At 64.9% G+C, this 25465-nt stretch carries 16 protein-coding genes; 5 read left to right on the top strand and 11 right to left on the bottom strand.

Going from position 1 to position 25465, the window contains the following annotated elements; genetic code table 11:
- Nucleotides 1–2 precede the first annotated feature (2 nt).
- Nucleotides 3–1334 (top strand): acetate kinase, encoded by a 1332-nt coding sequence (locus CSC73_RS02240; protein WP_163838838.1) that lies wholly within the window; start codon nt 3–5, stop codon nt 1332–1334.
- A gap of 19 nt (nt 1335–1353) precedes the next feature.
- On the opposite strand, the gene CSC73_RS02235 is transcribed toward CSC73_RS02240, so the two are convergent.
- Nucleotides 1354–1764, bottom strand: a complete 411-nt coding sequence (locus CSC73_RS02235) for a low affinity iron permease family protein (RefSeq protein ID WP_163838837.1) — start codon at nt 1762–1764, stop codon at nt 1354–1356.
- A gap of 157 nt (nt 1765–1921) precedes the next feature.
- On the opposite strand from CSC73_RS02235, the gene ku reads away from it, so the two are divergent.
- Both ku and ligD read left to right on the top strand, forming a co-directional pair.
- The gene (gene ku / locus CSC73_RS02230; RefSeq protein WP_163838836.1) at nt 1922–2818 is read left to right on the top strand and encodes a non-homologous end joining protein Ku; all 897 of its coding nucleotides are present in this window, start codon (nt 1922–1924) and stop codon (nt 2816–2818) included.
- Nucleotides 2819–2821: 3 nt separating this feature from the next.
- Nucleotides 2822–5335, top strand: a complete 2514-nt coding sequence (gene ligD / locus CSC73_RS02225) for a DNA ligase D (RefSeq protein WP_163838835.1) — start codon at nt 2822–2824, stop codon at nt 5333–5335.
- Here ligD and CSC73_RS02220 read toward each other — a convergent pair.
- Nucleotides 5317–6393 carry an SAM-dependent methyltransferase gene (locus CSC73_RS02220; RefSeq protein ID WP_163838834.1) on the bottom strand — a complete coding sequence of 359 codons (1077 nt, stop codon included), beginning with the start codon at nt 6391–6393 and terminating at the stop codon, nt 5317–5319. The genes ligD and CSC73_RS02220 overlap by 19 nt on opposite strands.
- Before the next feature lie 684 nt (nt 6394–7077).
- On the opposite strand from CSC73_RS02220, the gene CSC73_RS02215 reads away from it, so the two are divergent.
- Entirely contained in the window at nt 7078–7485 is a 408-nt protein-coding gene (locus tag CSC73_RS02215) for a DUF4124 domain-containing protein (protein ID WP_163838833.1), read from the top strand.
- Between the two features lie 46 nt (nt 7486–7531).
- Here CSC73_RS02215 and CSC73_RS02210 read toward each other — a convergent pair whose 3' ends face one another.
- Nucleotides 7532–8977 (bottom strand): alpha-L-fucosidase, encoded by a 1446-nt coding sequence (locus CSC73_RS02210; protein ID WP_163838832.1) that lies wholly within the window; start codon nt 8975–8977, stop codon nt 7532–7534.
- 147 nt (nt 8978–9124) lie between these two features.
- On the opposite strand from CSC73_RS02210, the gene CSC73_RS02205 reads away from it, so the two are divergent.
- On the top strand, nt 9125–9913 hold the full coding sequence (locus CSC73_RS02205; RefSeq protein ID WP_163838831.1) for a copper homeostasis protein CutC: 789 nt from the start codon (nt 9125–9127) through the stop codon (nt 9911–9913).
- 130 nt (nt 9914–10043) lie between these two features.
- Here the strand turns inward: CSC73_RS02205 and CSC73_RS02200 are convergent, their stop codons facing one another.
- The 8 genes from CSC73_RS02200 to CSC73_RS02165 form a co-directional block, all read right to left on the bottom strand.
- Nucleotides 10044–11042 (bottom strand): carbohydrate kinase family protein, encoded by a 999-nt coding sequence (locus tag CSC73_RS02200; RefSeq protein ID WP_163838830.1) that lies wholly within the window; start codon nt 11040–11042, stop codon nt 10044–10046.
- A 384-nt stretch (nt 11043–11426) separates the two neighbouring features.
- Nucleotides 11427–12521, bottom strand: a complete 1095-nt coding sequence (locus tag CSC73_RS02195) for a sialidase family protein (RefSeq protein ID WP_163838829.1) — start codon at nt 12519–12521, stop codon at nt 11427–11429.
- A gap of 20 nt (nt 12522–12541) precedes the next feature.
- Nucleotides 12542–13924, bottom strand: a complete 1383-nt coding sequence (locus CSC73_RS02190; RefSeq protein ID WP_163838828.1) for an alpha-L-fucosidase — start codon at nt 13922–13924, stop codon at nt 12542–12544.
- A 130-nt stretch (nt 13925–14054) separates the two neighbouring features.
- Entirely contained in the window at nt 14055–15893 is a 1839-nt protein-coding gene (locus CSC73_RS02185; protein WP_163838827.1) for a glycoside hydrolase family 35 protein, read from the bottom strand.
- A 122-nt stretch (nt 15894–16015) separates the two neighbouring features.
- A complete protein-coding gene (locus tag CSC73_RS02180) occupies nt 16016–18358 on the bottom strand; it encodes a GH92 family glycosyl hydrolase (protein WP_163838826.1) in 2343 nt (780 codons plus the stop codon).
- 121 nt (nt 18359–18479) lie between these two features.
- Nucleotides 18480–19931: a glycoside hydrolase family 125 protein gene (locus tag CSC73_RS02175; protein ID WP_163838825.1), complete on the bottom strand. Its 1452-nt coding sequence runs from the start codon at nt 19929–19931 to the stop codon at nt 18480–18482.
- Nucleotides 19932–20057: 126 nt separating this feature from the next.
- On the bottom strand, nt 20058–22691 hold the full coding sequence (locus CSC73_RS02170; RefSeq protein WP_163838824.1) for a glycoside hydrolase family 3 C-terminal domain-containing protein: 2634 nt from the start codon (nt 22689–22691) through the stop codon (nt 20058–20060).
- 89 nt (nt 22692–22780) lie between these two features.
- Nucleotides 22781–25456, bottom strand: a complete 2676-nt coding sequence (locus CSC73_RS02165; RefSeq protein ID WP_163838823.1) for a beta-mannosidase — start codon at nt 25454–25456, stop codon at nt 22781–22783.
- Between the last annotated feature and the right edge of the window lie 9 nt (nt 25457–25465).

The following is a 25465-nucleotide window of genomic DNA, read 5'->3' as shown; positions in this document are numbered from 1 at the left end:
GCATGAAACGAAAGGGACCGTCGCATTTGCTTGCTTTGCTACCCGTGGCCTGTCTGACCTTGGCGATATGCGGATCGCTGCATGCGCAGGAATCCGTTTCCGCCAATGAAGAATCCAAGCTGGACGGACTGCAGCGGCAGATCAACGAGCAATCGCGCCAGTTGCAGGACATGCGCAGCTCGCTGGAAACGCAGGAACGCAATCTCTCGCAACTCCAGCAGGCCTTGAACGAAGAGCTGCTGGCCAATGCGCGCGCCCGCGGCATGCCCGCGCCGGCGCTTACCACAGGCAGCATGCAGGTACCGGCTTATGCGCAGACTGCCGCCGCACAGGAGCCGTCGCGACAGCCGGTGGGGCAGGCGCCCGAATCGCAGAACAGGCCGCCGGAAGTGGCCCAGATCTTCGATCAACCCGGCGTGCTGACGCCATCCGGCACGCTGGTGCTGGAACCCGGCTTGCAATACGGATACGCGTCCAACGACCGCGTCGCCCTGGTCGGCTACACCATCATCCCCGCGCTGTTGATCGGCCTGATCGACGTGCGCCAGGTGAAGACCACCTCGGCCACGGCCGTGTTGACCGCGCGCTACGGCATGGGCAACCGCTTCGAGATGGAAGCCAGGCTGCCTTATGTTTACGTCAACAGCGACACGGTCAGCCGCGAAATCTTCACCGGTTCGGCGGTGGATCGGGTGTTCAACGCCAACGGAAGCGGCATGGGCGATGTGGAAGTGACCGCCCGCTACCAGCTCAACCGGGGAGGTCCGGACAAGCCTTATTACGTGGCCTGGCTGCGCTACAAGAGCCGTACCGGCACCGATCTGTTCGAGGTGACCACCGATTGCGTCACTCGCTGCATAGGCAACACCACCGGCACCGGCCTTCCTCTGGAACTGCCCACTGGAAGCGGCTTCGAGGCCCTGCAGCCGGGCATCACCTGGCTGTTTCCGTCCGATCCCGTGGTCTTCTTCGGCAGTCTGAGCTACCTGCACAACTTCGAGCGCAGCGATGTCTCGCGCACCGTCATAGGCGGACAGAAAGAATTCCTGGGCGATGTCGAAGCCGGCGACATCATCGGTTTCAACCTTGGCATGGGCCTGGCGCTCAATGAGAAGGCCGCCATCAGCATCGGCTACGACCAGAACATCATCGGCAAGACCAAGCAGAACGGCCAGGACGTCGCCGGCGCGGTGCGCGTCACCCTGGCCACGCTGTTGCTGGGCGGTACCTACCGCTTCAACGACAAGGCATCGCTGAACGTCGCCCTGGGCGCCGGCCTGACCCGCGATACGCCGGACCTAAGCTTCACGGTGCGCGTCCCGGTCACGTTCTGACCGTGCGGTTCCGCACCCGTCACCGGTCGCCGGACTTGCCGTCCGCAAGCTTGCGCGCACGTTCCGCCTTCGCCTGTTTGGCCATGTCCTCGTAGCGCTGGCGCAACCGGTCCAGCTCCGCTTCCTCCAGTTCTTCCAGATCCAGCAGTTCGTTGTTGGCCAGCCGGGTGACGAAGATCAGCTCGTCCAGCTTGATCTGCATGGCTTCGGTATCGCGGTTCTGCGTATTCTGGATCAGGAACACCATCAGGAAAGTGATGATAGTCGTTCCGGTGTTGATCACCAGTTGCCAGACCTCGCTGAAGCCGAAGTAGGGTCCGGTGGCCGCCCATATCAGCACGATCACGGCCGCAAGGCAGAAACAAAGCGGATTGCCGGTGAATTTGGCGGTGGACTGGGCCAATCTGTTGAATGTCTTCGTGAGTTTCATCCGCGCGTCTCCATGGAAGAACGCGTCGCATGATGCGCGGTTGCGCGAAACCGCAAGTGAATCCCCGCAGCGCTTCCTCACGCTTGTATAACGGCCGCGGCGGTATCGGTTCCCACGTTCGGCCCTGGCTTCGGGTCGCCCATCGAAGGAGATCCCCGTGGCAAGACCCATCTGGACCGGTTCGCTTTCCTTCGGCCTGCTGAACGTCCCCGTCTCGCTGATGTCGGGCGAACGCAAGGTGGACCTGCATTTCCGCATGCTGGATTCCCGCGACAAGAATCCGATCCGTTTCGAGCGGGTCAACGCCGAGACCGGCGAGGAGGTTCCCTGGAAAGACATCGTCAAGGCCTTCGAATACTCCAAGGGCAACTACGTCACCGTGGAGAAGGAGGATATCCAGTCCGCTGCGCCGGAAAGCCATGAATCCGTCGAGGTGGAAGCCTTCATCGACGCAGGCAGCATCAACCATCGTTACTTCGAGAAGCCCTACATCCTGGTGCCGGGCAAGAAAGCGGAGAAGGGTTATGTGCTGCTGCGCGAAACCCTGAAGGCTGGCAAGAAGATCGGCATCGCGCGCGTGGTCATCCGCACCCGCGAATACCTTTGCGCGGTCATGCCCGAGGACGATGCGCTTGTCCTGATCCTGTTGAGGTATCCGCAGGAACTGGTGGACCCGGCCGATTACAAGCTTCCTTCCGGCAAGTCTTCCGATTACCGGATCACGCCCAAGGAAATGGAGATGGCCAAGCAACTGATCTCTTCCATGTCGGGGAAATGGTCGCCGGAGGACTACCACGACGAGTTCCGGGAAAGGCTCCAGGCCATCATCCAGAAGCGCGTGAAGTCCAAGGGCGCCACCACCAGGATCGTCGAATCCAGCGCCGAACCGGAAGATGCCGCCACCAATGTGGTGGACTTCATGTCGCTGCTGCAGAAGAGCCTGGACAGCAAGAAACGAACGCCGGCCAAGAAGACTGCCCCCAAAGCCAGGAAAGCGACGAAGAAGGCGGCCAAAGCGCCTGCCAAGAAGGCGGCCAAGCGCAAGGCGGGCTGACCGATGTCGTTGCGCGACTACAAGCGCAAGCGGCGCTTCGATGAAACGCCGGAACCGGATTCCGATGCGGGTCCGGCTGCCCGGCGCGCGGCAGAAGGGAAACGGGCGGCCGTCGTTTCCGGCGCACGGCATCGCCCCATATTCGTGGTGCAACTGCACCACGCCACCGCCCGCCACTACGATTTCAGGCTGGAAGCCGATGGCGTGCTCAAGAGCTGGGCGGTTCCCAAAGGTCCGTCCTTGCGCACAGGGGAGAAAAGGCTTGCCGTCGAAGTCGAAGACCACCCTTTGGCGTACGCCACCTTCGAAGGCGATATTCCGGAAGGGAATTACGGGGCCGGGCACGTGCAGGTATTCGACCACGGCACCTGGGCCAGCGAAGGCGACCCCCTTGAAGCCATTGCCGCGGGCAAGCTGGATTTCGTACTGCACGGCGACAAGTTGAACGGTGCGTGGAAACTGGTGCGTACCAGCATGCGGGGCAAACAGAAGCAGTGGCTGCTGATCAAGCGCGAGGATGAACATTCCGGCGATGCCGAGGCGGACGATCTGCTGGGCAAGAACTCGCCTCGGAAGAAGGCCGGAAGCGGGATATCCGCGACGCGCGCCAAGCAGCGCATGCCCTTGGGATCCGATGCCTGGAAGCGTCGCGCCCTGGCCATGGCAGGAGCGCGCAAGGGCGACTATCCGGCGGGATTCTCCCCGCAACTGGCCAGCAGCCGCGAAACCGCACCGGCCGGCGACGGCTGGCTGCACGAGATCAAATGGGATGGCTATCGGATGATGGCCGACCTGGTCGACGGCAAGGTCAAGCTGCGCTCACGCGGAAAACTGGACTGGACCGCGACCTTTCCCGAGGTGGCCCAGGCGGTGGAAGCGTTGCCGGTGAAGGACGTGCGCCTGGACGGCGAGCTGGTGGTGATCGACCGGCAGGGCTGCAGCGATTTCAGCGCCTTGCAACGGGCCATCGACGGGACTTCGAAACAGCCCTTGCGCTACGTCGTCTTCGATATGCCCGGCATCGCCGGCGTCGATCTCAGCCATGCCGCGCTCATCGACCGCAAGTCGCTGCTCAAGGACCTCGTCGGCAAGCGGCCCGGCGTGATCGCCTACAGCGAACATGTGCTGGGCCATGGCAAGGAGGTTTTCGAAGCCAGCAAGGCCAAAGGACTGGAAGGCATCGTCAGCAAGCGCATCGATTCCAGCTACAGTCAGTCGCGCTCCAACGCCTGGGCCAAGGTCAAGCACGAAGACACCGATGAATTCGTGATCGTCGGCTATACCGCGCCCAAGGGCTCGCGTAGCGGATTCGGATCGTTGTTGGTGGCGGTTCCGCAGAACGGCGTCTTGCGCTACGCGGGCAGGGTGGGGACGGGTTTCGACGACTCCACGCTGGATTCGCTGGAAACCATGCTGGCCGGATTGCGTACCGGCACGGCAAGCGTGGAACTGCCGAGCCACGTGCCGTTCTCCGTCCATGGCGTGCGGTGGGTAAAGCCCGTGCTGATCGCCGAGGTGGCTTTCCGCGGCTGGGCGAAGGAAGGGCTATTGCGGCAAGCCAGTTTCAAGCGTTTGCGCGAGGACAAGAGCATGCAGGATCTGGATCCATCCGATTCGGATGAAGTGACCATCACCCATCCCGACCGCATCGTCTACAAGAAAGGGAAGATCAGCAAGGGCGACGTAGCCGGCTACTACCGGCAGGTCGCGCGCTGGTTGCTTCCGGAGCTGGTGGAGCGCCCCTTGTCGCTGGTCCGCTGTCCCGACGGCGCGCATGGCCAATGCTTCTTCCAGAAGCACTACAGCGACGCATTGGGAAAGTCGGTCAAGGCCATAACGCTGAAACAGAAAAGCGGCAACGAGGACTATCTGTATCTGCAGGATGCCGCCGGACTGCTCGAACTGGTGCAGATGAATACTCTGGAGTTCCATCCGTGGGGGTCGAAAATAACGGCACCGGGAAAGCCCGACCGCCTGGTTTTCGACCTCGATCCGGGCCCTGGAGTCGGTTGGGCCAAAGTGAAGGCGGCCGCGCGCGATGTGCGTAAACGCCTGCAGCAGGCGGGATTGCAGAGTTACCTGCGCCTGTCCGGCGGCAAGGGCCTGCACGTCGTGGTACCGATAACGCCCGGCCCCGACTGGGACCAGGTCAAGGATTTCTGCGGCGCTTTCGCGGAAGCGCTGGCCGCGCATTCGCCGGACAAATACGTCGCCACCATGAGCAAGGCCAAGCGCGATGGAGTTATCTTCATCGACTGGCTGCGCAACGCGCGCGGCGCGACCAGCGTCTGCTCCTGGTCGCTGCGCGCCCGCGAAGAGGCGACCGTGGCCATGCCGCTGCAGTGGGAAGAACTGGCCAAGGTCACCGCCCCGGGCATGTATACGATGGCTCGCGCCCTGCAGCGCGCCGGCAAGTTGCGCAACGATCCCTGGCAAGGAATAGAGGACCTGCGCCAGGAACTGCCCGGAACCCGGGCGGCCCCGGCGCCATCGGCCCGTCAGCGCCTGAAACGGTAGTGGGCCACCATCCATTCGTTGCCGTTGTCGTAGCCGAACAATTCCGCGCACGCCATCCAGAACATGCGCCAGCGCTGGTACCACACCGGCGCATCGGCCATGCCGTATACGCCCTGCAGCACGCGCATGACCTGCTCGCGATTGTTGTCCTGGTTCTGCAGCCAGGCATTGGCGGTCTTTTCGTAGTGCGTGCCGGACAGCAGCCAGCGCTGTTCGATGGCGATCCTGTCCTGGAAGTGCAGCAAGGTATCGGCCGACGGCATCAACCCGCCGGTGAAGAAATGCCGGCCCATCCAGTTGCCTTCGCCCTTGGCTTCGAACAGGTACAGCAGTTCGCGATGGCAGAAGAGGTGCACGAACAGCTTGCCGCCCGGCACCAGCCACCCGGCGATGCGCGACAGAAGGTCCTGGTAATTGCGCATGTGTTCGAACATCTCCACCGACACCACGCGGTCGTAGCTTCCGTCCTGCATGCGCAGGCTGTTCACGTCCGCGGTAACGACTTCCACATTGAAGATGGCGCGCTCCAGACAGCGGGCCTCGATGTATTCGCGTTGCATTTTCGAATTCGAGACCGCGGTTATCCTCGATTCCGGATACTGCTTCGCCATCCACAACGTCAGCGAACCCCAGCCGCAACCGAGCTCCAGGATGCGCTGGCCGTTGGCCAGCTCCGCGCGCTCTCCGTACAGGCGCAGCATATGCTCTTCGGCCATGTTCAGGCTGGTGGTCGCCTCGTCCCAATAACAGCTGCTGTACTTGAGCTGCCTGCCCAGGCACAACTGGAAGAACTCCGGCGGCAACTCATGGTGCTGCTGGCGATTGGTCGTCTGCGTCTGGACTGCCATATCGCTGTTGCGCAAGCCTTCCAGCCAGGCTTGCTGACGAGCGAACACTTCATCCGCGCCGCCTTTGCGTTCGTCTTTCAGGCGTTGCGCGCATTGGCGGCGAATGCCCATCCGCAGCAGATTGTCGGGGAGCCGGCCGGATTCCGCCAAGCGGGTGGCAAGGCTCTCTTTGTCGGAATCGGCGGCAAGCGAGGTGGTCGTTATTGACATGCGTACTCCAGGGGATGTCTATCAAGGCTTCGGGGGAAGCGGTGCAACGGGTGGTGCGTCGGCAACAGGCATGTAGTCCCGCATCTTGGGGGCAGCGCTCACGTTGCGCGCCAAGCGTGCCGGTCGGGCGATACGGGGAAGGCCAGCATCAATGCCAAGCCGGCATGGCTGCCCAGGGGGAGGGTTATTGGATGAAGACCCTCCCATCGATTCGATCGGCAAGGCAGGGTGGAGAGCGCCTGGCCCGGCGCGTTTTCGCTACCGCCAGCGTCGCGCGCAGAAAAACCCACGGCACTGGCCACGTCTTCATGCGGCAGCTCCGTTTGGCAGTGTCGGACGGGTTTTTGGCAAGACGCAGTGCGCTGTAGCTGAATAGCCCCATGGCCGCTCCCCAAAGCGATCCCAACGGTAACAGTACCGACGGTAGCGAATCTGTGAATTGGGCCGCACCCCCGCGTATGCGGGACCATCCGCTTTCACATTCCCGTGAAAGCGCATCTCGCGCCGGTTCCATTGGCCAGGACGGTCGCGAGGATGAGCGATGGCACGCTATAGGACGCAACCTACCGATACACGGGCAATCCTCCGACAAAAGCAGGCGGGAAAGCCGTATTCGGATCGGTCCGACTCCTCTCTATATTCAGTAAGTGTCTACGGAAAGACGATATGGACCAAGGAGCGGGCATGCGGATCGCGATTCTTCTTTTGATTCTTCTCATCGCACCACCCGGAAATGCGCAACAGGTGTACAAGTGCGCCAAGGGCAGGGACGTGAGCTATCAGTCCGCGCCTTGCGACCGAACCCAGAACCTGGTGAAGCAATGGGAAGCCGCGCCGGAGCCAGAGCCGTCCGCAGACGCACCTCGCCATCGCCAGGTCGAACGCAGACAGGACGGGACGGATTCCTCACGCAGACGTCGAACGCGTTCCTGGAGCCGTGCCGGGGCGGCTTCGCCGATCAGCGCCGCCGCCAATCGTTGCGAAGCCGCCAAAGCGCGCCGCGAAGCCAGGTTGGCCGCGGTGGGATTGAAGCGGACGTTCGACCTGCTCCGCAAACTCGACGATGCCGTTTACGAGGCATGCAAGCGATGAGCCACGCTCGCTTTTCCGGACTCCGGGACCTTTGCGGCCCGCCTCCTCAGTGGGACGGCACCGCACCCGGCAAACGGATAGCCCAGGCGTAGGCGTTGGCCGTCTGTTTGCGCAGCGATGCCGGGATATCGACCACGGTAACGTCGCCATCGCGGTGCCACGCCAGCCGTGCCTCGCTGCCGAGCAGCTTCACTTCGGCGCCGTCAGCAGGGGCGGGGCCTGGAATCCGCAGCGTCCTCGGCAGCTTGCTTTCATCCGTGTCGGGAAGGTAGAGCGCATAAACGGTGCCGTCCTTCAACCGCGTGTAACGGAACTTGCCGTTGCGATACGGTGCGACGGATCGGCTGGCGTAGATCGCCTCGCCGTTGACCTTCATCCATGCGCCGATTTCGTGCAGGCGCTGCGCCGCGACCGGAGGAATTTCGCCGTTGGCGTCGGGACCGACGTTGAGCAGGTAGTTGCCGCCCTTGGCGACCACGTCCACCAGCATATGCACCACGCTGCGCGCGGATTTGTACTTGTCGTTCGGCACGTACGACCACGATTCGCCCAGGGTCATGCAGGTTTCCCACGGGTACGGCAGCGGCTCGGCCGGGATTTTCTGCTCCGGCGTGCGGTAGTTCTCGTAGCGCCCGCCAACCGCGCGATCGACGACGATCAGGCCGGGCTGGTTCTTGCGTGCCATCGCGGCCATTCCGGGCATGTCGACGTCCTGAGGCCACGGCACGCCGGCGTTTCCTTCCGCGATGCCGTCCATGGTGCTGGTCGGGCGCACCCAGCCGCCATCCAGCCAGAGGATGTCGAGCGGGCCGTACTGGGAAGTCAGTTCGCCGACCTGCGCATGGGTGAAATCGACGAAGCGCTTCCAGATATCCGGATGCTTGCGGGTGTCGTAGTTGTTGTGCCGGTTGGGCGTGGCCCACTTCGGCGACCAGTAGTCGTCGCTGTGCCAGTCGGGTTTCGAGAAGTAGGCGCCGATGCCGAAATCCTGCGCGCGGAAAGCGTCGAATACTTCTTTCGTGATGTTGGCGCGCGGGTCGGTGTGGAACGGAACATCGGGCGCGGTGATCCTGTAGTCGCTCTGCCGTGTATCGAACATGGCGAAGCCGTCGTGGTGTTTGGTGGTGAACACCACGTATTTGGTGCCGGCATCCTTCGCGATGCTTGCCCACCGCGCAGGGTCGAACTTGAGCGGGTTGAACGTGGTCGGCAATCGCTCGTAGCGCTTGACGTAGTCGACATAGGCTTCGCCTTCGGGGCGCTTGCACCAGTCCACGTCCTCGGAGCAGATGGACCACGATTCGACCACGCCCCACTGGCTGTACGGCCCCCAGTGCATCATGAAGCCGAACTTCCAGTCCTGCCATTGCTCAAGCTTGCGCAGTACGAGCGGGTCGGTTTCCGGCACGTAGTCGCCATCGCTTTCTGCGTGCGCGGCGAACAGCGGTGCTGCGCACAGCAGCGCAGCCAATGCGAGTCGTAGCGGTTTCATTCGTCGTTCTCGGTGGGTGGATTGTTATCGCCGCGCGGTCCGATTGGCCCGGCAGCGGCGGCGGTGTTAACGTGCGCGTCTTCGCGGGCGAATGCCGTGGGCAATGGCATCGTCGCGATACGGACCAGAACAGGAAACCGGCACGCAATGAAAGCAAAGCCAGCGGAACAGGAGCGCGCCGGGTCCGGCGCGGCATGCGTCCTCGAGATCGCCGCGAACTCGCTCGCCTCGGCGCTGGCCGCGCAGGAGGGAGGCGCTTCGCGCATCGAGCTGTGCGCGGCGCTCGAGCTGGGCGGTCTGACCCCATCGCCGGCGCAGATCGCATTGGTGCGGGAAAGGTTGTCGATTCCGGTGCATGTGCTGGTGCGGCCGCGCGCCGGGGATTTCGCGTATGCGGACGAGGAGCATGCGACCATGCTCGCCGACATCGAATACTGCGCCGCCGCCGGTTGCGACGGCGTGGTGATCGGCGCATTGACCGCCGATGGCGACCTCGACGTGGCGCGTTGCCGGGAACTGGTCTCCGCCGCCGGCCGGCTCGATCTCACCTTCCACCGCGCCATCGATGTGTGTCGCGACCCGGCAGCGGCGCTGGAGGCCGCCATCGGCCTCGGTTTCAGGCGCGTGCTCAGTTCCGGCGGCGCGGCCAGCGCGATGGAGGGCAGCGCCAACCTGCGACGGCTGATGGAACAGGCCGCCGGCCGCATAGAGATCATGCCTGGCGCAGGCATCGACGCCGGCAATATCGCCGCGCTCATGGCCGCGACCGGCGCACGCGAATTCCATGCCTCGGCAAAGCGCAGCTTGCCCTCGCGGATGCGGTTCGCTCCGCCGGCCGCATTGGGCATGGCGGGCGGCGAAACCCGTAGCGATGCCGTCGAAGTGCGCCGCCTCGCCGAAGCGCTGCGCGATGCCGCATCAGCAGGAAGAGGGTAAGCCGGAATCGGCTTGCCGCCTGCACCTGCCGCGGTGCCGGCGTGCGACGCACTGCGTGTAGCGGACCCGGCGACGGCCTGCCGCGCTGATGCGTCGCCGGACGCAGGCGGCGGCATGGCCGATTCCATTCTCAGGCTTCCACCGCAGCCGAAGCATCCAGCAGGGCGATAGCTTCCGCGTGCGTTGGCAGCGCGGCGAAGGCGCCATGCCGGGTCACGGCCAGCGCGCCGCAGGCCGAGGCGTAACGCAGGCAGCGCTCGAGTTCCGCCGGCTGGGAAAGGAATGCGTCGAACGCGCCCGTGTCGATGCCCTCGCGCTGGAACTGCGACAGCAGGCCGCCGATGAAGGCATCGCCAGCGGCGGTGGTGTCGACCGCCTTGACTTCGAACGTGGACAGTTCGCCGCTGCCTCCGCGCACGAACCAGCGCATCGGCGCAGCGCCGTCGGTGACCAGCACCAGGCGCGCGGTACGCAGCAGGCGGGCGATCATGAAGTCGTCGCCATGGCGGCCTTCCTTCAGGTACTCGAACTCCTCGCGCGCCAGCTTGACCATGTCGGCGGCTTCGAGCGCGCGCCACAGCACCGGCAGCGCCGGCGCCGCATCCGGCCACAGGGCGGGGCGCAGATTGAGGTCCAGGCTGACCAGCGCCCCCGCGGCGCGCGCGCGGGCCATGCCCGACAGTGTGACCGCGGCGATGTCGGTATCGGTCAGGCTGTTGCTGCAGACATGGAAGATGCCGGCGGCGGCGAAGCAACTGTCGTCGAAATCCGCGTCGCGGAACAGCAAGTCGGCGGCGGGCGGGCGGTAGAAGCTGAAGCTGCGTTCGCCGTGGGCGTCCAGCGAGACGAAGGCCAGTGCGGTCTTGGCCGCGGCGGTGCGGCGTACGTAACGTACCCCGGCGCCGGCTTCGCGCAGACTGTGCAGCAGGAAGTCGCCGAACATGTCATGGCCGAGCATGCCGACGAATTCGCACCGGCCGCCCAATTTCGCCACAGCGACCGCGGCGTTGGCCGGGGCGCCGCCGGCGAACTGACGGAACGTGCGGGCTTGGCCCTCGGCGGGTTCGCTGGCGAGGAAGTCGATCAGCGCCTCGCCGAAGCAGAGGATGGTGTCGTTGGCGACGCTCATCGATCGGCGGCCGCTGATTGCCGGTCGCAGGACCTGGGCGTCGAGTGCATGCAGGGTGTTCTCTCATTCGGCCGGCAGTACGGACGCACGATGTCGTTCGGGGCGATCCTGCGCGGTTTTTCCAAGGCGTCACCCATTCGATTTAGATCGATCCAACTCTCGTATCCTGCGGGAAACCGGACATGCCTGCAAGTCGTATCCTCCTGTCTGCCGCATTTGCGCGCCAGCTGCCTGCCGGGCGTACGCCATGGATCGGAATCGGGCGTGCGTGGCTGCGCTTTGGCGATCCAAGCATAGGCGTGGTTCGCGGACCGCTGCGAGTGCGCCAGCGGCGATTTGTGGGCCTTCGTCACAGATCGTCGCGCAAGCACATCGTGACGGGCGCTACCCATGATCCGCCCCCTGCGTTGGAGACGGCAGCAACTGCGGATCGAGCACCACGTGTTTGATGCGCCGGCGTTTCCAGGTGTAGACGACATGCACCAATCCGTCGCGGGTCTGGATGACCGCCGGATAGGAAAACTCCTCCCTGGTGCCGTTCTCCAGCGTCAGCGCGCGTCGCCAATGCACGCCGTCGTCGGACAGCGCCACCGCCAGCACGCCGCGGCCGTCCCACCATTCCTTGCCCGCGCGGGCCGGGTTGTAGACCAGCAACGCGCGGCCGTCGCGCAGCATCGCCGCATCGGTGCCGGAGTTGGGGTTTTCGATATCCAGCAAGGTCATCGGCCCCCAGGTGTCGCCTGCGTCATCGGAGAAGACGCTGAACACACGGTTCTGCTTGCTGCGACCCAGCGCCTGCAGACGGCCGTTGCGGTAACGCAGCAGGCTGGGCTGGATGGCGCCGATACGCGCCGGATCGTTGAGCGCGCCGCCACGCCGCCAATGCAGCCCGTTGTCGTCGCTGGTTTCGATGTGCGCGCGCCAACCGCCGGCCTCGTCCTCGCTGCTGCCCGGGGCGAGGATGCGGCCGCTGGGCAACTGCAGCGGCTTGTTCTTTATCGGGCCGAGGATGCCATCGGGCAAGCGTCCGGGCGCCGACCAATGCGCGCCGCCGTCGGAGGAAACCGCGAGCATTCCCCACCATTGCCGCGGGTTCGGGCCGGCCTTGTAGTACAGCTGCAAGGGACCCTGCGCAGGCTGGAACAGCACCGGATTCCACGCCGGCTGCGGATGGCCGTTGTCCTGTGCGCCGTCAGCCACGCGTTGCGGCGGCAACCAGCCATCGGCGCCTCTGCGGGCCAGCCATATGCCCACATCGGCCGCACCTTCGTGCTCGCCACCGAACCAGGCGGCGAGCAGGGTGCCGTCGCGGGTTTCGACCAGGGTGGAAGCATGGCTTTGCGGCGTTGGTGGCTGCGTGGCGATGAATTCCTCCAGCACGATTGGCGAGGGCGAAGGCACGGGCTGGGTACCGCACGATGTCAGGGCTGTAGCGATAAGCAACAGAAAGGCGAGAGCGTTGCTGCGTTGAAGATGCATGGAGAGGTTTCGTGGTGCGCTCACTGTTTCCCGGCGGCGCCTCTGTCGGTGTCGAACAGTTGGAATTCGCGGATGCGCACCGGATCGGAACTGGACAGGATGTTCAGGCGTACGCGCGAGGCGGTGACCGGAGCGAAACGATCGATCTTCATACGCCCGATCGCCTGCGCCTGCGCCAGCCGTACCCATCTACCGTCCTGCCACGCCTCTACCGCGTATTTCTGCACGCGCTGGCCAGCATTGATCCATTCCATGCTCAGGGCGCTGTCGAACGTCACCGGCTGCTTGAAGTTCAGTTCCAGAGTCGCATGGTGCGAGCCTTCCGGCGCGCTCCAGAAGGTGTCGCGGTCGCCATCGACAGCCGCAGTGGCGGCACCTGCGCTTTTCAGATTGCCAGCTACCAGGTTCTTGGCTGGTCCGTACAACGCCTGGATCGCTTCACCCAGCTCGCGTAGCCGCTGCACGTCGGCGTCCGGCAGCAGGCCGCGGGTATCCGGAGCGATACCCAGCACCAGCTGTCCGCCCAGGCCCACGCTCTTCTCCCAGATCTCCACCAGCTCGTCCACGCTCTTGAGAGTCTGATCGCTGTTGGGATGCCAGAACCACTGGAAGCGATGCAGCGGCGTATCCACTTCCACCGGCCGCCAGCGCAGGAAGCCGTGACGGTCTATCACGTTCCAGTTTTCGCCCACGATGAATCCGTCTTCGTTGCCGACCCAGCGGATGTCGCCGTACTCGAACAGCGCCGTGTCGGCGAACACCATCGCGTTCGGCTGGTAGGTGCGCAGTTCCTCGATGTATTTGTCGAAGTCGTAGACATGGCCGGCGCTGCCGGCGCCGTCCAGCCACCATTCGGTGATCGGTCCGTAGTGAAGCGCCAGTTCCACCAACTGCGCCGCATAGAATTTGTCGTAGGCCTTGGCGTCGGCGTATTTGGGTTCGTGCCGGTCCCAGGGCGACAGGTAGATGCCGAAGCCCATGCCTTCCTTGCGGACCGCTTCGCTGGTCATTCCGACGAGATCGCCTTTGCCTCCCAGCCAGGGACTGCTCTTGACCGAGTACTTGCTTTGCCCGGTTGGCCAGAGCGCGAAACCGTCATGGTGCTTGGCGACCAGAATCAGATACTTCGCACCAGCCGCTTTGGCCGCCCGTGCCCATTGCCCGGGATCGACCTGGTCGGGATTGAACACCGATGGACTGGCGGTGCCGTCGCCCCATTCCTGGTCCAGCCAGGTGTTGGGATTGAAGTGGACGATCACGCCGAATTCCAGATCCTGCCAGGCCACCTGCTGTGGCGACGGCCGCACTTCGGAAAAGTTCTGCGCGGCGGCAAGCGGCAGGGCCAAGAGGGACAGGCCGATGGCGGCCAGTCGGCGGATCGGCGAACGGAAGGAGCAGGACATCGGAATACCTCGCAGGCGACGGAACCACCTTTGCCGGCTCGCGCGGGCAACGGTGATTGGGAAAGTGCGATCGTGTGGAGATGATGCCGCCGACGCAGAGGGCGCGTATCGGATATCGGTCATGTCGGTCTCAGTCATGTCCGCGGCTGCTCCACAAGGGCTCAGACACGCCGCGAACACGGGCGGCGTCGGTGCCATCCAGATCGAACACCATCACCTGATTGTCGCCTTGCCGTTGCCACGGAGCAGGGAAATACAACGTGCGCTGCGGGCCGATGTTCCAGTGGCGGCCCAGATTGCGGCCGTTGGCCCAGGTGAAGCCCTTGCCGAACGCGCCCATGTCCAGCCATACGTCGGCAGGCGCGGCAATGCGCAAGGCGCCGCGGTGGAACGCCGGACCTTCCACCTTGGCCATGGTCCAACCGCGCAGGGTGTCGGGCGACCGCATCGGCAGCGGGAACACCTGCCAGCCCAATAGCCGTTCGCCGCCCAGCAGCACCGGATCGACCAGTCCAGCGCGGCCATCGGCCATGCGCGGGCCGTAGTTGATGCGTCCGCTGTTCTCCACCAGCACATCCAGAGTGTGTTCTCCGGCCGGTACGTCCAGCGCCACCGACACTTGCTGCAAGCGGCGCTCGACGTCGCCGACCGGCTTGCGGTCGAGGTAGACGCGTGCGTAATCGCGCACTTCGCCCAGATACAGATCGCCTTTGCGTGGACCGACTACGGTGGTGCGATAGAGGATGTACCCGTAGTCCTGGCCATAGGCTTCCATCGGCAACGGAGTTTCGCTGGCGACCGGTTCGGGCAGGTTGTCCCACAGCGAAGCCGATTCGCGCAGCTCGGTCTGCGGCAAGTCGGCCAAGCGTACCGGTGCCGGCAACGGAGGCGGCTGCACCCCGGTCGCGCGTGCAATGGCGTTGCGGAACAGCGCGAACTTCGGCGTTGGCCGTCCGGCCTCGTCCAGGGCTGCGTCGTAGTCGTAGCTGGTGGTCTGCGGCGCGTAGTGGTCGCTGGAGTTGCCTTGGAAGTTGGCGCCGTTCATGAAGCCGAAGCTGGTGCCGCCGACGAACATGTACAGATTCACCGAATGGCCCTGCCGCAACATCCATTCCAGTTCCTTCGCCTGTTGCTTCGCATTGGTACTGGCGTGCGGTTTGCCCCAATGGTCGAACCAGCCCGCCCAGTATTCGCCGACCATGCGCGGCCGGCCGGGCTGGAACTTCTCCAGTTTCCCGAATGCGCTCCTGGCTTCGCCGGGGGCGAAATTCACCACAGCCAGCGTACCGGGCAGCGTGCCGTTGGCGAGCATGTCGGCGCCGTCGGAAGTGAACAGCAACGCCTTGTCGAAGCCGGCCTGCACGAACAAGTCGCGGTTGGCCCGCATGTAGGCGTGGTCGTCGTCGTAGGAGCCGTATTCGTTCTCGACCTGCACCGCGATGATCGGGCCGCCGTTGCCGTTCAGCAGCGGGCGCACTTGATCGGCCACGGCTTCCAGGTACGCAGCGCTGGCAGCCAGGAAACGCGGATCGCGGCTGCGTACGCGCATGCCAGGCTCGGCGAACAGCCAGGCCGGATAGCCGCCGGCCTCCCATTCGGCGCAGGCGTAGGGGCCGGGGCGCAGGATCACGTTCAGACCTTGCGCAGCGGCCTCGCTAACGAAGGCGGCGATATCGTTGTCGCCGTTGAAGTCGAACGCGCCGCGCCGCGGTTCCACCAGGTTCCAGAATACGTAGGTCTCCACCGTGTTCAGGCCGAGCGCGCGAGCCTTCTGCAAACGGTCTTTCCAGTACTCGCGCGGGATGCGTTGGAAATGGATCGCGCCGGAGACGATCTGGTAAGGCTTGCCATCGCGGGTGAAGTGGGCGGCCTCGGTCGAGAATACAGGCCAAGCGTCTGCGGCCATGCCTGCGACTGGCGCCGTAAGTGCGAGCGTCATGGCAAGCGATGCGAGGAGATTGCGCAGCATGGAGGTCTCTTTAATGTGTTCCATTGATGATGGATTGTTCGCCCGGGGCCTTTTCCCCTTCTGGGAGAAGGGAGAAGCCAATGCTCTGGCGATTCCCGATTCCCGATTCCCGATTCCCAGCTTCAAACAAACGACGGCGGCAGGTCTTCCGGATGGCTGCCGAAATCCCGATTGGGCTCAGGCCCCATCTCGAATTCCAAAGTGCCGCCCGCGGCCAGATCGGCGTGGCGCAGCCAGCTGCGCGTATACGGTTTTCCGTTCCAGCGCAGGCGTTGCACGTAGATGTTTTTCGCGCTGTTGCGGCGAGCGACGATGCGCAGGACGCGGCCGCCGCCGACATCCAGTTCGGCGTGGCGGAACAGGGGACTACCGATCACGTAATTGCCGCTGACCGGATCTACCGGGTAGAAGCCCAGCGCGCTGAGTACGAACCAGGCGCTCATCTGCCCGCAGTCTTCGTTGCCGGACAGGCCATCGCGCGCGCCGCGGTATTGTTCGTGCAGCAACCGGCGCACCATGGCCTGGGTCTTCCACGGTTGCCCGGCGTAAGGGTAGAGATAGGCGACGTGGTGACTGGGCTCGTTGCCGTGCGCGTACTGGCCGACCATGCCGTCGATGTCCGGCGGGGCGCCGGCCGGCAGTTCGGAGCTTGTGCTGAACAGTTCGTCGAGCTTGCGCACGAAGCCGTCGCGGCCGCCGAACTGTTCCATATAACCGTACAGGTCGTGCTGGTTGAGGAAAGTGGCCTGCCAGGCGTTGGATTCGGTGAAGTCGTGCCAACGCTCCATGTGGCCAAGCGCGCGCGGGTCGAACGGTGCGGCCCAGCTGCCGTCCTCCAATCGCGGCTGGATGAAGCCGCTGTCGCGGTTGAACAGATTGCTGTAGTTGCGCGAGCGGGCCACGAGGGCGCGGTAGTCGTCCTCGGCGCCGGCCGCGCGCGCCAAGTGCGCGCATGCCCAATCGTCGTAGGCGTATTCCAGGGTGCGGCTGGCCGCTTCGCTGATCCTGTCGCTGGGGATGTAGCCGAGCCGGCGGTAGTAGGGCAGGCCATGGAAGTCGTCGTCCATCGCGCGCTTGCGGAACAACGGCCAGGCCGCGGCGTAGTCGATGCCATCGAAACCCTTGGCATGCGCTTCGGCCAGCGCCACCGCCGAGTGGTAGCCGATCATGGTGCCGGTTTCCACGCCTTGCAACGGCCAGATGCCGACGCCGTCCGGGCATTCCGCCGCGCCGCGCACCAGGCCCTGGATCAGATCGGGAACGCGCTCGGGCTGCACCAGGGTCAGCAGCGGATGCAGTGCGCGGTAGGTGTCCCACAGCGAGTAGGTGCTGTAGTTGCGGTAGCCCTCGGGCAGCGTGTGCACCTGCAGATCCATGCCGCGGTAACGCCCATCCACATCGCTGAACAACGTCGGCGCGAGCAGTGAGTGGTACAGGCCGGTGTAGAAGATGCGCCGCTGCGCATCGTCGCCGGTATCGATGCGCACGCGCGCCAGTTCCTTCTCCCAGGCAGCGATCGCCTCGGCGTGCACGCGGGCGAAATCGAAATCCGCCACTTCGGCATCGAGGTTCGCCAACGCGTTCTCGGCGCTGACCGCGGAGATACCGACCTTGACCAGCAGCGGCGCAGCGTCGGCGTCGGGGAAGTGCAGGGCGGCCTTCAGCCGCGTGCCATCGGCCTGGCGCGCCTCTTCAACCAGCGGCTGATCATCGCTGTACAAGCGCGCCCGCGCGAACGGGCGCGACAGCCGCATCGCGAAGAAGAGGTAGCGGCCCTTCGCCCATTGATGGACGCGACGGCCGCCAGTGACGGTGCTTTCGTCGACGATGCGCAACTGCGCATCGGTAATCCGCGTCGGAGTGGAGGCGTTGTCCTGGAAGCCGTGCGACAGATCGAGCAGCAAGTGGCCGGCCCGGCCCTTGGGGAAGTGATAGCGATGCAGGCCGGCGCGCGCGGTGGCGGTCAGTTCGGCATGGATGCCGGTGTCCTTCAACAGCACCCGGTAGTAGCCAGGGGAGGCGGCTTCGTCGGCGTGGTCGTAGCGCGAGCGGTAGCCGGTTTCCGGCGCGTCCAGCGCACCGGGTTGCAGTCTGACCTCGCCGGTTCGTGGCACGACCAGGAAGTCGAGCATGTCGCCGATGCCGGTGCCGGACAGATGGGTATGCGAGAAGCCCATGATCGAGCCGTCGGACTCGTGATAGCCGCTGCACGCATCCCAGCCCGCGTTGTAGGTGTCCGGGCTGAGCTGCACCATGCCGAACGGCAGCGTGGCGCCCGGAAAGGTGTGGCCGTGGCCGCCGCTGCCGATGAAGACATCGACGTGGCGGGTCAGGTCCGCCTGCACGCGGGCGTCGGCAGGCAGCGCATAGTGGCCGGCGCGGGCGAACGCATAGCCGGACAACCCGCTGCCGCCGAACAAGGCCAGTGCGATGGCGCTCTGCAGGAATCCGCGTCGAGTTGTCATTGGGTGTTCTCCGTGATGCATTGGATGTGTTCCGTAGATTTGTAGAGCCGAGCTTGCTCGGCTGCTTTGGAAGGCTGTCGCAAAAAGCAGCCGAGCAAGCTCGGCTCTACAAGACTTCGCGTCAGCCGCTCAGCAGATGCGGCTTGCGTCGCGCCAGATCGAGGATCAGTTCTCCGAACAGGGTGTTGGCCCACGCGAACCAATCGCGGGTGAATTTCGCCGGATCGTCCTGATCGAAGGCCTCGTGCATGAAACCGGTACCGGCATGGGTGGTCTTGAGCCAGTGCAGGCACTGGCGGATCTGCGCATCGTCGTCGCTGGCCAGCGCGTACTGGATGATCGCCATCGGCCAGATCGTGCGCAGGCCGCTGTGCGGACTGCCGACGCCCTCGGCGGCGCGGCCGCGGTAGAAGTAGGGATTGCGTTCGCTCCAGGCCAGCTGGCGAGATCGCCGGAACACCGGATCGTCGCGCTCGCAACAGCCCAGATAGGCCAAGCTCAACAGGCCGGGTGCGTTGGCGTCGTCGATGAACAACTGGTTGCCGTATCCGTCCACCTCGTAGGCCCAGAATGACTGGCCGTCGGCGTCGCGCATCATGCCGTGCTGGCGCGTCGCCTTTTCCACTTCATCGGCAAGCGCGTTGCAATCGGAAGCGAACTCACGGTCGTGGTGGATGGTCTGGCTCATCTGCGCCAGCTGCCGCAACACCGTTACCGCGAACAGATTGGCCGGCACGAACAGCGGATACACGCAGGCGTCGTCGGACGGCCGGAACATCGAATGGATCATGCCGTTGGGACGGGTCGGCTGGCCATAGCCTCCCAGCACCAGCGTCTCGGTCGCAAGCGAGGAGGGCCGCTGAAAAGTGTAGGGTCCATGGTCATGCAGGCGCTGCTGCTCGCGGAACGTGCGCAACACGACACGCATCGCCTCGCGCCAGCCATCGTCGAACGGCGCGGTGTCGCCGGTGGCGCGCCAGTATTCGTGCGCCAACCGGATCGGATAGCACAGCGAATCGACTTCCCATTTGCGTTCTCCCACCCCGGGCTTCATCTCGGTGAGATCGTTCACCGACCACTTCAGGCGTTGGGTCGTGCCGTCTGGCAGGAAGGCGTTGGCGTAGGGGTCCAGCCGAATGCAGTGCGACTGGCGTCGGATCAGACCATGCAGCATCCGGCGCAATGCCGGGTCCTGTTTCGCCAGCGGAACGTAGGGATGGACCTGCGCGGAAGAATCGCGCAGCCACATCGCTTCGATATCGCCGGTGATGACGAAGGTATCCGGCTTGCCGTCGCGGGTGCCGGTCTGCACAGTGGTGTCGAGCGTGTTCGGATAGCAGTTCTCGAACAGCCAGGCCAGTTCGGGATCGCCTATCCGCGCCTTGATCCGCGTCAGTTGACGTTCTACCGCAGCACTGACGAAGCGGCGTTCGCCCTTCGGCGGCCGCAGGCTGGCGAACGCGCCGCCCTTCGCAGCCTGCGTAGCGGCGGCCAAAGCGGGCAGCGCGCCAAGGAGCAGGCTGGCGCCGGCACCAGCGCCGAGGAACTGCAGGATGTCGCGGCGGCTGGGCATATCGGAATCTCCTTGTCGTGTTGCTGTGCGCTTGCGCTTTTTTGTAGAGCCGAGCTTGCTCGGCTGCCGTTGCCGTTGCCGGGAAGGCCCCAGCCGAGCAAGCTCGGCTCTACAAGGGGATGCCGTTCACTTGGGTAACGGCATCCGGCCCTGGATAGAGAACGTCGCACCACCACCCGGCGCGCCGGTGCCGGGCTGGCCACCGCCGACGAATACGCGGTAGTCGCCGGCCTCGACTGCGCGCTGGCCAGCGCGGTCGACCTCGCTGAGCGCGCGCGCGTCCAGTTCGAAGCTCACTTCGCGCGACTCGCCAGGTTGCAGCGTCACCCGTTCGAAACCGGCCAGGCTGCGGATCGGCGATTGAAGCCGTTGTTGCGGCTCCGAATGGACACGCTCGAGATAGACCTGCACCACCTCGTCGCCAGTACGCTCGCCGCTGTTTCGCACCCGCACGCTTGCGCGCAGCGGCTCGCCAGCCTTCAGTGTCGGCGTCGACAGCCGAGGCGCGTCGTAGGCGAAGGTGGTGTAGCTCAGGCCGTGGCCGAAGGGGTATAGCGGCGTGCCGGTGAAATAGCGGTACGTGCGGCCCTTCATGTCGTAGCTGACATAGGCCGGCAGATCCTTGGTCGAGCGGTAGAAGGTCACCGGCAACCGGCCGCCGGGATTGGAATCGCCGGCCAGCGCCTGCGCGATGGCGGTGCCGCCGGACTGGCCGGGATACCATGCGGCGAGAATCGCATCGGCGTGTTGTTGCGCCCAGTTCAACGCCACCGCACTGCCGCTCATCAATACCGCGATCAGCGGCTTGCCGCCGGCCTTGGCGCGTTCGAGCAATGTCTGCTGCACCGCCGGAAGACCGATCGCGTTGCGGTCGCCGCCGTCGAAGCCGAGCACATCGACCTTCAGCTCTTCGCCCTCCACATCCGGCGACAGGCCGACGAAGGCCACCACCGCGTCGGCCTGCGCCACGGCGCGTTCGGCTTCGGCCAGTTGCGCGTCCGCAGGTGCCAGCCACTCCAGGCGCAGCCCTTGATCCTCGCCCTGGTGTTCGATCTCCAGGCGGATGCGCCGCGGCTGTGCGTCTTCGAAGTGCAGTTGCGCTTCAACGTTCCGGCCATCGGCGTTGTGCATGCCGGTGGCGACGCGCTTGTCTTCGGCGTTGCCGGCGATCACCAGCTTGTCGTCCACGTACAGGCGCACCGGGTCGTGGCGGGTGCAAGCGAAGCAGCGCGCCACGCGCACCGCCAAGGTGTAGTCGCCGGGACCGGGCGGCAGCAGTTCGCCGGTCCAGCGCACCGAATAGCGATCCTTGTCCACACCAGGCGCAGGCGCCACCTGATCCCAGTTGAAGCTGACCACGCGATCCTGACGGATCAGGCGTGGAGTGCCGGCCAGATCCGGATTGTCGAAGTACTCGCCCTTCAGGCCCGTTTGCGCGCCGTTGCGCAGTGCGGTTTCCGGGACCATCACCGGCACTCCGGCCGACAGCGGCGCGCCTTGCGCGTAGCTCACGCGCCGGTTGCCGAAGCGCTGCCGCAGGCCCAGCAAAGGCGTCACCGGATCGACCGAAGTGCCTTGATAGTTGGCCTCCAACGCGGCGAGGGCATCGGCATTGGGGCCGATCACCGCCAGCCGGGTTTCCGGCTTCAACGGCAGCGTCGCGTTCCGGTTCTTCAGCAGCACCAATGATTGCTGCGCCGCCTCGAGCGCCAACTTGCGGTTGGCTGGCGTGTCGATATCGTCGGCGCCCAGCCGTGCGTAAGGATCCCGTCGCGGTCGTTCCAATTCGCCCAAGCGGTAGCGTGCGGCGAACAGGCGCACCAGCGACTGGTCCAGCTGCGCTTCGTCGGCTTCGCCGCGATCCAGCGCCTGGCCCAGCGTGCGATAGGTATTGCCGCAGTTGAGATCGTGCCCGGCCTTCAACGCAGCAGCGGCCGAGCCGGCTTCGTCGGCGCGAAAGTAGTGGAACCAGGTCATGTCGTATAGCGCATCGCAGTCGGACACCACGAAACCCTTGAAGCCCCAATCCTTGCGCAAGCGGCCATCGAGCAGCCAGTCGGCGGCGCAGGCCGGTGTGCCGTGCAGCGAGTTGTAGGCGCACATCACCGCACCGGCGCCGCCTTCTACCAGCGCAGCGCGGAATGCGGGCAGATACGTGGCTTCCAGATCGCGCGGCGAGACATCGACATCGAAGCCGTGGCGGCCCGGTTCCGGGCCGCTGTGCACGGCCAGGTGCTTGGGGGTGGCGATCGTGCGCGGGTGCTGCGGGTCGTCGCCCTGCAGGCCGCGGATGAAACCGATAGCGAGTTGCCCGGTGAGGTAGGGATCTTCGCCATAGGTTTCCATGCCGCGGCCCCAGCGCGGGTCGCGGAAGATGTTGATGTTCGGCGACCAGATGGTCAGGCCTTGGTAACGCTTGTGGTCGCTGCCCGGACCGCCGGCCAGATTGAACTTGGCGCGCGCCTCGGTGGAGGTCGCGGTGCCGACCTGTTCGAGCAGACCGGTATTCCAAGTCGCCGCCAGCCCGATCGCCTGCGGAAACACCGTGGCATGGCCGCTGCGGGCGACACCATGCAAACCCTCGTTCCACCATTCATAAGCCGGCACCTGCAAACGTGGAATCGCTGGAGCGGCGTTCATCGTCTGGGCGATCTTCTCCTCGCGGGTCATCTTCGCCACCAGTGCGGCCGCGCGGTCCTCGGCTTCGTCGGCGCGGAGGGGAGCGGATGCGATGGCAAGCAAGGCAGCCAGCATCGTCATCCCTGCGCAGGCGGGGATCCAGTGCCTTTTGTTCTTCCCGGACCCAAAGTCGCTGGGTCCCCGCCTGCGCGGGGATGACGAATTACTCATCATTTCGCCTCTTTAGGTTCAGCCGGAGCGCCGGCCAGCGTGCCGCCCAGTTCGCGCACCTGCAACGCCGTACGCAGTTGCTCCAACGTTGCCTGGCCATGCACACGCACCGTCAGCGGTTCGCCCGGCAGCAAATCGAAAGCGTTATCCGAGACATGCGCGTCGAGATCGCCGAACGACAGCCAGACATCGCGCGCCAACGCGTCGCTGGACAAGGTCAGCGCGAAGCCATCGCCATCGGCCTTCCAATCGCTGCGGACCTGTACGGCAGGCAGCGCGAGATGCTTGGCGGCATCGAAGAACACCAGTTGGCGCGACAGTACGCGCTCGCCGTCGAGCAGTTCGAACACCGCAAAGCTCCGTTTGCGATCGGCGCGGCCGAGCAGTTGCGCATCGCTGAACTGGCCAATGCGGGTGCTGCTCAGTGGCGGCAGCGTCGCTGTCTTCTCGCGTCGGCTCAGTTCCTTGCCGTCGAAATCCATTACGCGCAGCCGCCAGCGTGCGGCGAGCGGTGCGGTGCGGTCGGAAATCAGAGAAAGCGTCGTCTTGCCGTCCTTGCGCAGCGCGGCAGTCAGCTCCGGCGCGTAGAAGCGGCGGGCGTGGTAGTTCAGCGCTTTCCAGCGTCCGTAGTAGTCCACGCTGGACCACGATGCGCCCGGCCACACATCGTTGAGTTGCCAGTACAGCGAACCCATAGTCCGCGGACGCGATGCGCGCAGGTGCGAGGCGGCCAGGCCGATGCCCTCGGCCTGCATCAGCTGGCTCAGGTAGACGAAACTTTCGAAATCCTTCGGCTCGCCGAACTCGCGGCGGATGTAAAGAAGCAGGCGCTGGTTGCCGTTGCCGCTGTCGAACTTCTGGTGCGCGCGCATCACCGGCGATTCCGGATCCATGTCCTGCTTGCCGGCGAAGGCGCGGATAGTGCGCATGTCAGGGAACGATTGGAGGCCGTACTCGGACAGGAAGCGGGTTTCGACGTCCAGGTAGGCCTCGGCCGGTTTGGCTTCGCCGCCCCAGACCTGCCAGTAGTGCATGTCGCCGTCGTCGCTTACGTCCGCGGCACCATCGAAATCGGTACCGGGTGAAGTCGCCCAGTACGGCACGTCCGGATCGTGCACGGCGACAACTTCGCGGAACACCGTACCGAACAGCGTGGTCATGCCGCGCTCGATGCGGCTGCGTTCCTCGGGATCGATCGATTGCTTGAACTTGACCCGGTCGCCCCAGTGGTCCCAGCCGGTCTGCACCTCGTTGTTGCCGCACCACATCACGATGCTGGGATGGTCGCGCAGTCGTTTGACTTGTTCGATCGCCTCCTGCCGGGTGTTCTCGCGGAATTCCACGTCGTAGGGAGGAATCGCGCCGCCGAACATGAAGTCCTGCCAGATCATTACGCCCAGTTCGTCGGCCATTTCGTAGAAACGGTCTTCCTGGTAGTGGCCGCCGCCCCACATGCGCAGCATATTCATGTTGGCTTCGCGCGCGTCGAGCAGGGTGCGACGCATGCGCGCCTCATCGACGCGGGTAGGGAAGCTGTCCAGCGGAATCAGGTTGGCGCCCTTGGCGAAGACCGGAATGCCGTTGACCACGAATTCCATGCTCTTGCCCCACTGGTCCTTCTGGCGGCGCAGCTCGACGGTGCGCAGGCCGGTGGTGCGCTGGATAGCATGCTGGTCGCCACTGGCGTCGCGCAGCGTCGCGGAAAAGATGTAGCGATCCTGGGCGCCGTAGCCGAACGGGAACCAGCGCTTCGGATCGGTGATGCGCAGCGGCAGATCGATGCGGTTGCTGCCGGGATCGGCCACCGCATCGCGTTCGATCCGCGTTACCGTGGCGCCATCCGGGCCGCGCACTTCCAGCACGACCTGCACCGGCCCGCTGGCGCCGGCCTCCAGCTCAATTTGCGCCTCGAGCTGCGCCGCCCGTGCGTCGACCCGTTGCTGGGCGATGTGCATGCTTTCCACACGCATCGCGTCCCAGGCTTCCAGGCGCACGTTCTTCCAGATGCCGGCGGTGACGATGCGCGGTCCCCAGTCCCAGCCGAAATGGTAGGGCGCCTTGCGCACGTAAGTGGAACTGAGCCGCGCCTTCGGTTCGTCGCCGAAGGCCGAGTCGTAGCCGCCGGGCAGGGCATACGGCTGTTGCGCCAGCCAGGGCTGGATCTTCTTGATCGGCGAGCGCAGGGTCACTTCAAGCACGTTCTCGCCGCGCTTGAGCAGCGGTTTGGCATCCACCCGCCAGCGCCGGAACATGTTGTCCGCATCCAGCACAGGCTTGCCGTTGAGCCGTACTTCGGCCAGCGTGTCCAGTCCGTCGAACACCAGTTCGACATGTCCGCGCGCCAGGGTCGCCGCATCGACCTTGAAACGGCTGCGGTACTGCCAGTCGCTCAGGCCGACCCATTGGATCGCTCCTTCGTTGTCGCCCATGAACGGATCGGGCACCAACTCGGCAGCCATCAGGTCGGTCTGCACGGTGCCCGGCACACGCGCCGGCAACCACGCCGCCGCTTTCGGATGCTCCTTCGCCTGTGCCTGTCCCGGCAGCAGCCGGACCTGCCAACCTTCGTCGAGATTCAACGAGGTGGGCGGCGCGGCCCAAGCCGGCGTTGCCAGGGCCAGGCACAGCAGCGCGACCCAATGCGGCCGGCGAAAACGGTGGTGTAGCGGGAACATGCGGAGCTC

Source organism: Pseudoxanthomonas sacheonensis (assembly GCF_010093305.1).
Classification (GTDB): domain Bacteria; phylum Pseudomonadota; class Gammaproteobacteria; order Xanthomonadales; family Xanthomonadaceae; genus Pseudoxanthomonas_A; species Pseudoxanthomonas_A sacheonensis.
The sequence above is the reverse complement of the archived record's forward strand: the minus strand, read 5'-3'. Positions and strand labels throughout refer to the sequence as shown.